The organism is Arthrobacter sp. ISL-5, from assembly GCF_018613835.1.
Classification (GTDB): Bacteria; Actinomycetota; Actinomycetes; order Actinomycetales; family Micrococcaceae; genus Arthrobacter.
In genome coordinates this window covers 1-12,701 of the sequence record NZ_JAGGPM010000027.1, presented here as the reverse complement: position 1 = coordinate 12,701, position 12,701 = coordinate 1, and the positions used below count along the sequence as shown (strand labels likewise).

The window sequence follows — 12,701 nt, the reverse complement described above, 5'->3', positions numbered from 1 at the left end:
CGTTGAATGTAAGGTACTTCGCCGCCGCGCGCGCCGCGGCAGGCGTCGACGAGGAGCGCTTCGAACTTCCTCCCGGCACGACGGTGGAAGCGCTGCTCGCCGCAGTGCTCGACGTCGAACGTCCCATGCCGCCGGCCGGAACTCCCCCGCTGGAGCGGATCCTGGCCAGAAGCAGCTTCCTGCTCAACGAAGTCGCCGTCCGGGACCGGACGGTTGTCCTGGGCCCGGACGACGTAGTGGACGTGCTGCCGCCGTTTGCCGGCGGCTAGGCAGTTTGCCCGAGGCAGGGATCCCGCCAGCCAGTTCGTCATGCCGACGGCGCGCCGGCCTCCGTCCCGAGGGCCAGAGCCAGCAGGGAGTTCCTGCTCCGGACCCCGCACGCGGCAAAGACCGCCTTGAACTGGTCCTGCACCGTGTAGTGGCTGATGCCGAGGGAAGCCGCCATTGCAGCCGTGTCCAGTCCACTAGCGGCCAGGTCCAGCAGGCTCCGCTGCCGTGGCGTCAGGCCAAAGCACCGGGCAAACACCTCCAGCCTCTCGGCCGCGGGGCATTCCTGGATAGTCACCGCCAGCGGCGCTTCGCCGTCTTTCCCCACCTCCATCCGGAATGACCTGAGCACTGCCCACTGGCCAAAACCGATGGGCACCCGGGCCGACGCCGCATGGGAATCCACCCCGGCCTCGCGGGCCAGCAGCTGCGCGGCGACGTTGAAAACCTCGGCCGGAACGGCCTCGTAGGGGCGGGGCCCCGGCTGCAGCAGGCTGATCCAGTCAGCGGCGGAGGCACTCCGGCCGGTTATTTCGAGCCCGGCGTCCAGCGTTAGGACCGCCTGTCCGGGCAAGCCGGGTCCCGGACGTCCTTCCTCAGGTTCCGTTGCGCGCGCCCCGCGCCGGAGCCGGGCATCCCGCCTCATCTGTGCTGCCCGGCTCCTCCTCAAGCCGGCAGCAATGACGGGTGCCGCCGTCGCCAAATACCTGGATTCAGCGTCAGTGAAGGGTCCCCCGTCACCGGACCGCCACAGGTCAAGCCAGCCCCAGCAGCCGTACTTGTCGCCGAACACGGTGGAAAGGACGTCGGTCACCCCATACCGGCGGAGGATGCCGTCCCACAACGGGCTGAGGGCAGGGTTGCCGCCGGTTGCCGCCAGCAGGGTGACGGCCTGCGGGCCGCTGCCCAGGAGCGATGTCCAGCGGCAGGCTGCAGTCAGGTACTTCAACCTGATCAGGGCGGGCAGTTCCTGAGGGCAGGGAATGCGGGCCATAGGCGACATGCCGGTGCAGGTCCCCGGGTCCGCCAAGGGCCACGCGAACCAACTGAACGGAACGATGCTGCCCACCTCGGCCAGCACCGCCGCGCGCATTTCATGGTCGTCCATGGGTGCACCGCACAGTTGACCGATCCGTTCAAGGCTCCGGCTTACCGCCCAACTCGTGGTCATGGAAACAGTATGGCCCGGCCCCCTGCCGAACAAGCTTTTCGCCTGCTCCGGCCCAGATTTCTGGGATACCGCGCCGTCACCGGGGAGGCCTACCGTTTGGCCATGGACGGAAAGGATTGAAATGTACACGCTTCAGATCGAACACGGAATCAAGGACTTCCGGATGTGGAAAGCCGCATTCGATCGGGACCCAGTGAACCGGAAGGCCTCGGGAGTACTCGCCCACCGCATCAGCCGCCCGGTGGACGATCCGCACTACGTGGTGGTTGAACTTGACCTCGCGAGCCGGGAACAGGCCGAGGCGCTGCTGGCCAACCTTCAGCAGAAGGTGTGGAATTCCCCAACCGCCGCCCCAGCCCTGCACGGGGCACCGCGGACGCGGATTGTGGAATCTGCCGGCTGAATGGCTGTCTGCCGGGCCTTAGGTGTCCGTTCGCGCCGTCAGGCGCGGTGGCAGATTGACGTCATGAACGGGCTGAAGTCCTGGGCGTCGCCCAGCCGGAGTTCCGCGGTGTGGATCAGGACACCCTTGTCCACCCTGAACGTGTGCCGGGCCGTTCCGCGGTCGCTGCGCCGCTCCACGGTCAGCGTCGAATCATGCCAGACGCCGCGCGAAGGCGCCGCCGGGGGCCGGCCCATGCTGTCCACGTAGTACCAGAGGGTTTCATCGTGGTCAGGATCCACGGTGAAGACACCGTGGCCCTCGAAGTGGGTGCCGTCGGCCTCGGTGTGGCGGTAGGTCTGGACGACGGCAAAGCCGCCCGCGGCCCGGGTAAACGTCACCTCTGCGTTGGCGGTCCGGGCGGGCACCCAGTGGGAGGCGGCCAGCTCGGTGGTTCCTAGCCAGCGCCCGACGAAAATCTCGAGCGCCTCGTGTGCTGACCCCGGTTGCGGACGGTCCATTCTTCCTCCCGAGTGGGGTTGGCTCCATCATCGCCCCGACCACGGGACGTGTCCAGAGACGCGCCCGCCGGCAGGGGCATGAAGTCAGAGGCCGAAGGTTTCGCTCTCCTCGAAGGGTCCGACCACCGTCACCGTGCGGGGCGCGGCGGCAAGTTCGCGGGCCAGTTCCTGGACCTGCCCGGCCGTTACGGCCTTGATGAGCCGGAGCGTCTCGTCGATGTCCTGGTACTCGCCGGACACCAGTTCTGCGCGGCCCAGCCGCGACATGCGCGACCCTGTGTCTTCCAGCGCCAGCACGATTCCGCCGCACAGCTGGCCGACCGCTTTGCGGAGTTCGTCGTCGGAAATGCCGCCGCCTGCGAGCTTGTCGAGTTCCGCCCCGAGGAGTTCCACCACCTGGCGGACCTTGGTGGGCGTGCAGCCGGCGTACATCCCGAAATAGCCGGCGTCGGCGTAGGAGGAGGCGAAGGAATAGGTGGAGTAGACCAATCCGCGCTTCTCGCGGATCTCCTGGAACAGCCGGGAGGACATTCCGCCGCCCAGCACGGCGTTCAGCACGCTCATGACATACCGGCGGTCATCCGTGGCCACGATCGTGGGGCAGCCCATGATGATGTTGGCCTGCTCCACCGGGCGCTTGACCACGTGGAGGCCCGCCGTCCCGGTGATGTCCGCGCGTTCCGTGGACCGGCGGTCCACCGGCGCCGCGCCGGGCTCAAGCGGCCAGCCGGCAGCATGGAGGGCATCCACCACGAGGCGGCAGACGACGTCGTGCTCCAGCCCGCCGGCGGCGGTGATCACGAGCTCGTCGGGTCGGTAGTACCGCCGGTAGTGGTCCCATACTGAATCACGGGCCACGGCGCGGATGGCCTCCGGCGTGCCGCCGATGGGCCGTCCGAGCGGGTGCGTTCCGAGCACCGCGGCGACGAAATGCTCATGCGCAACGTCCGTGGGGTCATCGCTGTCCATGGCGATTTCCTCCAGGATGACGTCCCTTTCCTGCTCCATCTCTGCAGGATCCAGCACGGCGCCGGTGATCATGTCAGCGATCACGTCAATGGCCATGGGCAGGTCGGTGTCCAGCACGCGGGCGAAGTAGCAGGTGCTCTCCTTGGCGGTGGCGGCATTCGATTCCCCGCCAACTTCGTCGAACGCCGACGCGATTTCGAGCGCGGTGCGCCGCTTGGTGCCCTTGAACAGCAGGTGCTCCAGGAAATGCGTGGATCCGTGCTGGCCCGGGGCCTCATCGCGGGAGCCCACGCCGACCCAGAAACCGATGGTCGCGGACCGCTGGCCCGGCATCGCCTCGGTCAGCACCCGCACGCCGCCGGGGAGAACGGAACGGCGCACTTCGGAGCCGCCGTCGGCTCCGTGGATCAGGGTGTCGCCGGGGTGGTTCTGCGCCAGGGGCAGGGGTACGACAGTCATCAAGGCCTTTCAGGAAGCGGAGCCAAATCTGCCTGCAATCGTACCAGCGGGCCCCGCGGTCGGCGTCTCCCCGGGAGCCCGGGTTAACGGCGGCGGGGCCGGTGGATCAACCACCGGCCCCGCCGTCTTCGGCTCAGCAACGACTGCGTGTCGCTGCCCGAGCCATGGAACTACTCGGCGGAGTCGGAGCCCTCCGTGTTTGCCGAGGCGTGAACGCGCTCGGCTTCGCCGGCGCCTTCTTCTTCGGCTACCACGGGAGACAGGGACAGCTTTCCGCGGTCGTCGATCTTGGTGATCTCGACCTGGATCTTCTGGCCCACGGAGACCACGTCTTCGACGTTGTCCACGCGCTTGCCGCCGGCGATCTTGCGCAGCTCGGAGATGTGCAGCAGGCCATCCTTGCCCGGGGTCAGGGAAATGAAGGCGCCGAACGTGGTGGTCTTGACGACCGTGCCCAGGTAGCGCTCGCCGATTTCCGGAACCTGCGGGTTGGCGATGGCGTTGATCGCGGACCGTGCTGCGTCGGCAGACGGACCGTTGGTGGCGCCGATGTAGACCGTGCCGTCATCCTCGATGGAGATGTCCGCGCCGGTGTCTTCCTGGATCTGGTTGATCATCTTGCCCTTGGGGCCAATGACCTCGCCGATCTTGTCCACGGGGATCTTGACGGCGATGACGCGCGGTGCGAACTCGGAGAGCTCGTCCGGGGTGTCGATCGCGGCGTTGATGACCTCGAGGATGTGCAGGCGTGCTTCGCGGGCCTGCTTCAGGGCTGCTGCCAGCACGGAGGCGGGGATACCGTCGAGCTTGGTGTCCAGCTGGATGGCCGTGACGAACTCGGACGTACCGGCGACCTTGAAGTCCATGTCGCCGAAGGCGTCTTCGGCGCCAAGGATGTCGGTCAGGGCCGCATAGCGGGTCTGGCCGTCAACCTGGTCGGAGACCAGGCCCATGGCGATGCCGGCGACGGCGGCCTTCAGCGGCACACCGGCGTTGAGCATGGACAGCGTGGAGGCGCAGACCGAGCCCATCGACGTCGAACCGTTGGAGCTGAGGGCCTCAGACACCTGGCGGATGGCGTACGGGAACTCCTCGCGGGACGGGAGCACCGGCACGAGCGCGCGCTCGGCCAGGGCGCCGTGGCCGATTTCGCGGCGCTTCGGCGAACCGACGCGGCCGGTCTCACCGGTGGAGTACGGCGGGAAGTTGTAGTTGTGCATGTAGCGCTTGCGCGTCACCGGCGACAGCGAGTCGATCTGCTGTTCCATCTTCAGCATGTTCAGCGTGGTGACACCCATGATCTGGGTTTCGCCGCGCTCGAAGATTGCCGAGCCGTGGACGCGGGGAAGAACCTCGACCTCGGCGGTCAGCTGGCGGATGTCCGTCAGGCCGCGGCCGTCGATGCGGACCTGGTCCTTCAGGATGCGCTGGCGCACCACGTGCTTGGTGACGGAGCGGAAGGCTGCGGACAGTTCCTTCTCGCGGCCTTCGAACTGGCCGGACAGCGAAGCAACGACTTCTTCCTTCAGCTCGTCTGCGGCGTTGTCGCGTTCCTGCTTGTCGGCGATCTGGAACACGGCGGTCAGCTTCTCGGCTGCAGCGGCCTCGACAGCGGCGTACACGTCGTCCTGGTAGTCCAGGAAGACCGGGAACTCAACGGTGGGCTTGGCGGCGCGGGCTGCCAGGTCCTGCTGGGCGTCGCAGAGGGCCTTGATGAACGGCTTGGCGGCCTCGAGGCCTTCGGATACAACCTCTTCGGTGGGGGCAGTGGCGCCCTGTTCCTTGATGAGGTTCCAGGAGTTGTCCGTGGCTTCGGCCTCGACCATCATGATCGCGACGTCGTCACCGGCTACGCGGCCGGCAACCACCATGTTGAAGACGGAGTTCTCCAGCTGCGAGTGCTTCGGGAAGGCAACCCACTGCGAACCCTGCTCGTCCGCCACGAGGGCAACGCGGACGCCGCCGATCGGGCCGGAGAACGGAAGTCCGGACAGCTGGGTGGACATCGAGGAGGCGTTGATGGCCACGACGTCGTAGAGCTCATCCGGGTTGATGGCCAGGACGGTGACGACGATCTGGACCTCGTTGCGAAGGCCCTTGACGAAGGCCGGACGCAGCGGACGGTCCATCAGGCGGCAAGCCAGGATGGCCTCGGTGGACGGGCGGCCTTCACGGCGGAAGAACGAGCCCGGGATGCGGCCCGCGGCGTACATGCGCTCTTCGACGTCGACCGTCAGCGGGAAGAAGTCGAAGCCTTCGCGCGGGTGCTTGCCGGCCGTGGTGGCGGACAGAAGCGCGGTGTCTTCGTCGATGTACACCATGGCTGCGCCGGCTGCCTGCTTGGCAAGACGGCCGGTTTCGAAGCGGATTACACGCTTGCCAAAGCGGCCATTGTCAATGACTGCTTCTGAGAACTGGATTTCGGGACCCTCCAAGAGAGTCACCTCCGTTTCTTGTTTGACGGAAGTCCAGCCGCATCAACCCAGTCCAGCATCTGTCTACTGGCCTGCACTGCACCCGGTCATCGATCGAGACCCACGGGCCGGGCTTCAGTCAACGAAGCTTCCCGGGGATCACTACCGAGGACCGCGAATGCGTGATGCGGTTGATCCTCCTGTTTAGTTTTCTACTGAAGAAGGCGGCCCGTTCCATCAGAGGAAAGGGCCGCCCCCTGGTTCAGACTAGCGGCGCAGGCCGAGACGCTCGATGAGCGCACGGTAGCGGGCGATGTCCGTGTTCTTGAGGTAGGTGAGCATGCGCTTGCGACGACCAACCATGGCCAGCAGACCGCGCTGGGTGTGGAAGTCGTGCTTGTGCTCCTTCATGTGCTCAGTGAGATCCTTGATCCGCTGAGTCAGGACCGCAACCTGGACCTCCGGCGAACCGGTGTCGCCCTCGGACGTTGCGTATTCCTTGATGATGGACTGCTTTACAGCGGCGTCAAGTGCCACAATAACTCCTAGAGATGTGCCGTGAGGCCCGAGTCAGTACTTCACTGCCGGGTGTGCCCGGCGGATCTTCCCCCTCAACGAGGGAGAGTTCCGCACACAGCAGGAACCAGCCACCACGGACTGCAGCCGGATCCACCGCTTAGTTTACCGGCCTTGTTGCAATCTTGTCGAAACGCGGCAGGGAGCCGGCAGGATCCCGTCAGTCCGCCGGAAGCAGCGCCCGGATGGCGTCCATGCCGCGCTGCAGCTCCGCGAAGCCCGTGCTCAGCGGGGAGAGGCCGATCCTGATGCCCTGCGGTGCGCGGAAATCCGGGATGACGTCCTTCTCCCACAGCGCCGCCGTCACCTCGCGGAAGGCAGGATGGTCGATGGTGATGTGGCTGCCCCGCAGTTCCGGATCCCGAGGCGTTGCAAGCTTCACCCCGGCCGGTGCCAGCCACGCGTCATGCAGATCCAGCGCATACGCGGTGAGCCGGCGCGATTTCTCCCGGATGGCAGGCATGCCAGCTTCCTCGATCAGGTCCAGGGTGCCGCGCATCGCGATCATCCCGAAGATGGCGGGCGTGCCGCTGAGGAAGCCGCGGATTCCCGGAGCCGCCTCGTAGCCGGGCCCCATTTCGAAGGCGTCTTTCCTGCCCATCCATCCCCAGATGGGCTGCGACAGGCTGCCAAGGTGCCGGGCGTTGACGTAGGCGAAGGCCGGCGAGCCGGGGCCGCCGTTCAGGTACTTGTAGGTGCAGCCGGCGGCAAAATCGACGCCGCAGGCGTCCAGCTCCACCTCCACCGACCCCGCGGAATGGCACAGATCCCACACCACCAGCCCGCCGGCGTCGTGCACCGCCGCCGTTATTCCGGGCATGTCGGCCAGGAACCCCGAGCGGTACGCCACATGGCTGAGAAGCACGACGGCGGTGGCCGGTCCCACTGCCTCCCTCACCTGGTCAAGGGTCACCCCGGAGGCGGGATCGGCGTCGATCCAGCGCAGCGTAAGGCCCTCTTCGCGGGCGATGCCCTCGACGAGGTAGCGGTCGGTGGGGAAATTGTCCGTGTCCAGCACGATTTCGGTTCGGGCGGGGTCGGTGACGGCGGCCAGCGCCGCGCGAATCAGCTTGTACAGGACCACCGTGGTGGAGTCGGCGATAATGGTCTGCCCCGGGGCCGCACCGATGACCGCACGGCCCAGCTGGTCGCCGATGGCCTGGGGCAGGTCCAGCCATTCCTCGTCCCAGCCGCGGATCAGGCGGCCGCCCCAGCCCTCCTGGATAAATGTGCTGATGTCGCCGGCGGTGCGCTTGAGCGGGCGGCCCAGGGAGTTGCCGTCCAGGTAGGACAGGTCGGTTTCCGTGCCGACGAAGTGGTCGCGGTAGCCTGCCAGCGGGCCTGCGGCGTCCAGTTCAACGGCGCGCTGCCGGAGAGCGTCTGTGGTGTCCGTCTCCTGCGGGTTGGCCGCCTGGGGGTTAGTGGCGCTCACTGGCCGATCTCCGTCCGGACGGCGAACAGTTCCGGGAAGAACGTCAGTTCGAGGGCCTTCTGCAGGAACGCCGCACCGCTGGAGCCGCCGGTGCCGGACTTCATGCCGATGGTCCGCTGGACGGTGCGCAGGTGCCGGAACCTCCACAGCTGGAAGTTGTCCTCCAGGTCCACGAGTTCCTCGCACGCCTCATAGGCGCCCCAGTTAGCGGAGGCGTTTTCGTAGATGTGCTTGAACAGCGGCACCAGCTCGGGCGCGAACTCATGGGCCTTCGTCACATCCCGGTTGAGCACGGAATCGGGAACGTCGAAGCCCTGCCGCTTGAGGTACGCCAGGAATTCGTCGTAGATGCTCGGGGCCTCGAGGACTTCCTGCAGCAGTGCGTGGGCCTCCGGATCGGACTCGAACACGGGCAGCATCTTCTTGTTCTTGTTGCCGAGCACGAATTCCACGGCCCGGTACTGGCTGGACTGGAATCCCGACGAGTTGCCCAGGAAGCCGCGGAATTCCGAGTACTCTGTGGGCGTCAGCGTGGCGAGCACCGACCACTGTTCGGTCAGGGTCTTCTGGATGTGCTTGACCCGGGCGATGCCTTTGAGCGCGGTTCCGAGGTCGTCCGCCCGCAGCCGTTCCGCGGCGCTCCGGAGCTCATGGAGCACCAGCTTGAGCCACAGCTCCGTGGTCTGGTGCTGGATGATGAACAGCAGTTCGTCGTGATGTTCCGGCTCGCTGACCGGCTGCTGGGCGCTGAGCAGCGTGGGCAGCTGGAGGTAGGACGCGTAGCTCATCCGGGAACTGAAATCGCGGACGATCCCCTTGTCCAGTTTTCTGGTGTTTTTCTCCACGGTCACAGCGTTGCCTTCCTTGCCAATAACTGTGTGGGGCGGGCGGTTCAGCGCTTGAGGAGGATGCCGTGCGTTTGCACCACATCCTCGCGCATCTGCTCCACGAGGGCTTCAGGCCCACGGTATGCCACCATGCCACGGAGCCTGGCGACAAATTCCACTACTACTGTCTGGCCGTACAGATTGAAGTCCTCAATGGTCTCTTCCGGACGGTCAATGACATGGGCCTCCACCTGGCGGCTGACGCCATCGAACGTCGGATTTGATCCGACGGAGATGGCGGCCGGCCACCGCGTGCCATCCTGGTCCACGAGCCAGCCCGCATAGATGCCGTCTGCCGGGATGAAGCCGCTCGCTTCATGGGCGAGGTTGGCGGTGGGGAATCCCAAGGCACGGCCCCGGGCGGCCCCGTGGACCACTTCCCCCCGCATCCGGTGCGGACGGCCGAGGACGGCTGCGGCCGTGGCGACGTCGCCGTCGTTCAGCGCTTCACGCACCCACGTGGACGAACAGCGGCGGTCCGTCCCGCCGTCGTCGTGCAGCGGGAAACCCTCGGAACCGAATTCGCTGATGACCAGCACCTCAAAGCCGAACTGCTCGCCGAGCCGCTTCATGGTATTCAGGTCACCGGAGTTGCCCCGGCCGAAACGGGCGTCATGGCCGATGACCACGTGGCTGGCGTGCAGGCTGTCGACCAGGACCGAACCCACGAACTCCTCGGGGGTGAGGCTCGCAAGCTCGAGCGAATACTTCATGACAAGAACCGCGTCCAGGCCAAGCTCGCCGAGGGCCTGGAGTTTGTCCTCGAGCCCCATGATCAGCTCGGGCGCGCTCTCCGGCCGGTGGACCTGCGCCGGGTGGGGGTCGAATGTCACGGCGACCGACCGGGCGCGGTTCATCCGTGCGGTCCGGATGAGCTGGGACAGCACCTGCTGGTGGCCGCGGTGGACGCCGTCGAAATTGCCGATAGTGACAACGGAAGGACCAAAGTCGTCGGGGACCTCGGTCGGATCGTTCCAGATGTGGACCATCAACCTCGCCTTTTACTGCCTGACAGGAAACACGTCCGGGTGCCCATCCAGGCTCCGGAACTCTCTAAGATTACCCGCATTCGGCCGGCGCCACGGACCGCGGCGGAGCCTGCGCCTGTGGTGATCTACCCCCTGCTGGAGTCCCGGACTACGATGCAGGGGCAGCTGTCCGGCGACGCGAGCCTGCGCCGCTCCCCCGAAAATCCGCGCCCCCTGCGGACCAGAAGGAGTACACCTTGACCGACATCCATGACCTCCTGGACCAGATCCCGGTTGACCAGATCGCAGCCCTGCTCGGCACCGACACGGCGTCCGCACGGGCAGCGGTGGAAACCGCGGTGCCCACACTCTTGGCCGGCATGCAGAACAACGCCCAGGCCCCGGACGGCGCAGCGTCCCTCGAATCCGCGCTGGCCCAGCATCAGGACGGCCTGACTGACGGCGGCGTGGACGCCACGCAGGTTGACACCGCCGACGGCGAGAAGATCGTGAGCCACGTCTTCGGCGGCCAGCAGGACCAGGTGGCAAGCCAGTTGGCGGGCACGGCCAACCTGGGCGGCGCTGGCGGGGACCTGGTCCGCAAGCTGCTTCCGATTCTCGCCCCGATCATCATGTCCTACCTGGCCAAAAAGATCCTCGGCGGGCCGCAGGGTGGCGGACAGGCCTCGCCGCTGCCAGGCGGAATCGGCGCCGGTGGGGCCGCCGGCAGGGCAGGCGGCATCGATATTGGCAGCATCCTGGGCGGCATCCTCGGCGGCGCTGCCGGTGCCGGAGGGCAGGGCCAGGGAGGCTTGGGGGACATTCTTGGCGGCATCCTGGGCGGCGGCCAGCCGCAGGGTGGGCAGCCGCTGGATGGGCAGCCGCTGGATGCGCTGGCTCCCGAGCCTATGAACGACTCCACATCACAGCAGCCGGCAGAACCTCTCGGGCAACCCACACGGCAGTCCGGCGCGCCCGTCCCGGGCGAGCTAATCGAGGTCGACCTTCCCGACGGCCCTGACGAGAAGCCGGAGGGCAGGAAGAACGACGACGGCGGCGATGCTGGCCTTGGCGGGCTGCTGGGCGGGCTCTTCGGGAAGAAATAACCATATGCCGCACCGCCGGGCTCACCGCATTCGCTTCTCCACGAACGCAGCATTCGCTGGCCGTCATTCGAGCCTGAAGTAGTTGTTTCTCCGCGGGACCTGGCGCGGGTCGATGTGCGGTGGCGGGATGAACCACGGGACGCCGCTTTGCATGTGGATGGTCCACTGTTCTTTATGGATGAGGTGGTGGTGATGGGAGCAGAGGAGGGTGCCGTTGTCGGTGTTGGTGGGTCCGCCGTGTGACCAGTAGGTGGTGTGGTGGGCTTCGCACCAGGGGGCGGGGATGGTGCAGTTGGGGAAGGTGCAGCCTTGGTCGCGGGCGGTGATGGCTTTGCGGATGTGGGGCGGGAAGATTCTGGTGGTGCGGCCGATGTCGAGGATGCGGCCTTCGCTGCCGAGCAGGACGGGGATGATGTCGGCGTCGCAGGCGATTTTGCGGATGGTGGCGGGGGCGACGGGTCCGGTGAAGGTGAACGTTCCGGTGCCGGTCGCGGTGCCGGGAGGCCCGTCCGCGGTGGACGCGGGGAGGTGGCCTGCCGGGGACGCGGGGAGGTGGCCGGCCGGGGACTCTGGAACGCTGCCTGCCAGGGACGGGTGGCTGCCGCGGGTGGGGCTGGGGTTTCCGGCCGTGTAGCGGGGTCCGTTGGCGGCGGTGGTCTCGAGGCGGTTGAGCAGGTCCTGGTAGCTGATGGTGACCATGACTTGGGGTCGGAGTCCGCCGGTGGCGGGCAGGGTTCCGGTGGCGAGGGCAGCCTTGCAGGCGCCGATGAGGCCGTCGAGGAGTTGCTGGGGCCGGGTGCGGCGTTCCAGCGGCGCGTCTGCGGCGGCGGTTTCGGCGGCGGCGCCGAACCCGGGCCCCGGTAGTGCGCCGTCCGCGTTGTCGGTTCCGCTGTCTCCGCCGTCTCCGCTGTCTCCGCCTGTGCCTGCATCGGGGCTGGGTGTGGGTTGGGTGCGGGGGTTGGTGGCGGTGTTCATGACGGTGAGGAGGTGTTCGTATTGGTCGGGGGTGGCGAAGATTTCGAGGTGGTGGAGTCCGCGGCGGGGGCGGCGGAGGAAGGCGCCTTGGCGGTGGCGGAGGTCTTCTTCGGTGGGTTCGGTGCCGTCCTGGTCGATGGCGTCGGCCCAGCGGTGGGCGATGCGGGTGAGGAAGTCGTGGTCGTTCTCGATCGCGGTGCGGGTGAGGGTGTGTTCCATCCGGGCGAGGTCGGCGGGGGCGGCGAGGTGGCGGACGCGGTCCAGGGCGGTGGTGATGATGGTTCCGGCGCGGGAGGCGATGGTCCCGGTAGCGAGTGCGGCGGCGGTTTCTTCGTAGGCCGGGGGCATGGGCTGGCCGGTGATGCCGGTGCGGGGGAGTATGGCGGAGGCGAGGGCGAGGCGGCGGCGGGCTTCTCCGGCGCCGATCCTTAGCCGGGTCCTGAGGAACTCGGCGGTGTTGCGGGACCCGTCATCGGCCGGCGACACCGCCGGGACCGCGGCGGACGTGGAAGTGGCAGCGGAGCTGGAGGCACCAGCCGCGGCTGTGCCGGCGACAGCACTGACGGCGGGCGCG

General features: G+C 67.2%; 12 protein-coding genes. 3 read left to right on the top strand and 9 right to left on the bottom strand.

Annotated features, from left to right (window positions below; translation table 11 throughout):
- The first annotated feature begins 2 nt into the window (after positions 1-2).
- A complete protein-coding gene (locus J7I89_RS14510) occupies positions 3-269 on the top strand; it encodes a MoaD/ThiS family protein (protein ID WP_214971623.1) in 267 nt (88 codons plus the stop codon).
- Between the two features lie 38 nt (positions 270-307).
- Here the strand turns inward: J7I89_RS14510 and J7I89_RS14505 are convergent, their stop codons facing one another.
- The gene (locus J7I89_RS14505; protein ID WP_214971621.1) at positions 308-1,438 is read right to left on the bottom strand and encodes a helix-turn-helix transcriptional regulator; all 1,131 of its coding nucleotides are present in this window, start codon (positions 1,436-1,438) and stop codon (positions 308-310) included.
- 121 nt (positions 1,439-1,559) lie between these two features.
- Here J7I89_RS14505 and J7I89_RS14500 point away from each other — a divergent pair, with 121 nt between their 5' ends.
- The gene (locus tag J7I89_RS14500; protein WP_214971618.1) at positions 1,560-1,841 is read left to right on the top strand and encodes a hypothetical protein; all 282 of its coding nucleotides are present in this window, start codon (positions 1,560-1,562) and stop codon (positions 1,839-1,841) included.
- 38 nt (positions 1,842-1,879) lie between these two features.
- On the opposite strand, the gene J7I89_RS14495 is transcribed toward J7I89_RS14500, so the two are convergent.
- The 7 genes from J7I89_RS14495 to J7I89_RS14465 all read right to left on the bottom strand — a co-directional run bounded on the left by J7I89_RS14495 (position 1,880) and on the right by J7I89_RS14465 (position 10,067).
- A complete protein-coding gene (locus tag J7I89_RS14495) occupies positions 1,880-2,341 on the bottom strand; it encodes a DUF1579 family protein (RefSeq protein WP_214971617.1) in 462 nt (153 codons plus the stop codon).
- An 84-nt stretch (positions 2,342-2,425) separates the two neighbouring features.
- Positions 2,426-3,769, bottom strand: coding sequence for a pitrilysin family protein (locus tag J7I89_RS14490; protein ID WP_214971614.1), 1,344 nt, complete (start codon positions 3,767-3,769; stop codon positions 2,426-2,428).
- Between the two features lie 170 nt (positions 3,770-3,939).
- On the bottom strand, positions 3,940-6,204 hold the full coding sequence (locus J7I89_RS14485; RefSeq protein WP_214971794.1) for a polyribonucleotide nucleotidyltransferase: 2,265 nt from the start codon (positions 6,202-6,204) through the stop codon (positions 3,940-3,942).
- A 246-nt stretch (positions 6,205-6,450) separates the two neighbouring features.
- Complete coding sequence (gene rpsO, locus J7I89_RS14480) at positions 6,451-6,720, bottom strand: 30S ribosomal protein S15 (protein ID WP_104137311.1); 270 nt, start codon at positions 6,718-6,720, stop codon at positions 6,451-6,453.
- 199 nt (positions 6,721-6,919) lie between these two features.
- Positions 6,920-8,191: an aminotransferase class V-fold PLP-dependent enzyme gene (locus J7I89_RS14475; RefSeq protein WP_214971613.1), complete on the bottom strand. Its 1,272-nt coding sequence runs from the start codon at positions 8,189-8,191 to the stop codon at positions 6,920-6,922.
- Positions 8,188-9,042 (bottom strand): tryptophan 2,3-dioxygenase, encoded by an 855-nt coding sequence (gene kynA / locus J7I89_RS14470; protein ID WP_214971612.1) that lies wholly within the window; start codon positions 9,040-9,042, stop codon positions 8,188-8,190. Before kynA ends, J7I89_RS14475 begins: the two co-directional genes overlap by 4 nt.
- 41 nt (positions 9,043-9,083) lie before the next feature.
- Positions 9,084-10,067, bottom strand: coding sequence for a bifunctional riboflavin kinase/FAD synthetase (locus J7I89_RS14465; RefSeq protein WP_214971611.1), 984 nt, complete (start codon positions 10,065-10,067; stop codon positions 9,084-9,086).
- 236 nt (positions 10,068-10,303) lie between these two features.
- On the opposite strand from J7I89_RS14465, the gene J7I89_RS14460 reads away from it, so the two are divergent.
- Positions 10,304-11,152, top strand: coding sequence for a DUF937 domain-containing protein (locus J7I89_RS14460; protein WP_214971610.1), 849 nt, complete (start codon positions 10,304-10,306; stop codon positions 11,150-11,152).
- Between the two features lie 63 nt (positions 11,153-11,215).
- Here J7I89_RS14460 and J7I89_RS25250 read toward each other — a convergent pair.
- The coding region (locus tag J7I89_RS25250; RefSeq protein WP_251045349.1) for an HNH endonuclease signature motif containing protein at positions 11,216-12,701 on the bottom strand (1,486 nt) is incomplete at its 5' end.

What these genes read in the sequence shown, in the direction of transcription:
- J7I89_RS14490 (WP_214971614.1), bottom strand. Translation starts at nt 3,769, where the DNA reads ATGACTGTCGTACCCCTGCCCCTGGCGCAGAACCACCCCGGCGACACC.
- J7I89_RS14495 (WP_214971617.1), bottom strand. Translation starts at nt 2,341, where the DNA reads ATGGACCGTCCGCAACCGGGGTCAGCACACGAGGCGCTCGAGATTTTC.
- J7I89_RS14500 (WP_214971618.1), top strand. Translation starts at nt 1,560, where the DNA reads ATGTACACGCTTCAGATCGAACACGGAATCAAGGACTTCCGGATGTGG.
- J7I89_RS14505 (WP_214971621.1), bottom strand. Translation starts at nt 1,438, where the DNA reads ATGACCACGAGTTGGGCGGTAAGCCGGAGCCTTGAACGGATCGGTCAA.
- J7I89_RS14465 (WP_214971611.1), bottom strand. Translation starts at nt 10,067, where the DNA reads ATGGTCCACATCTGGAACGATCCGACCGAGGTCCCCGACGACTTTGGT.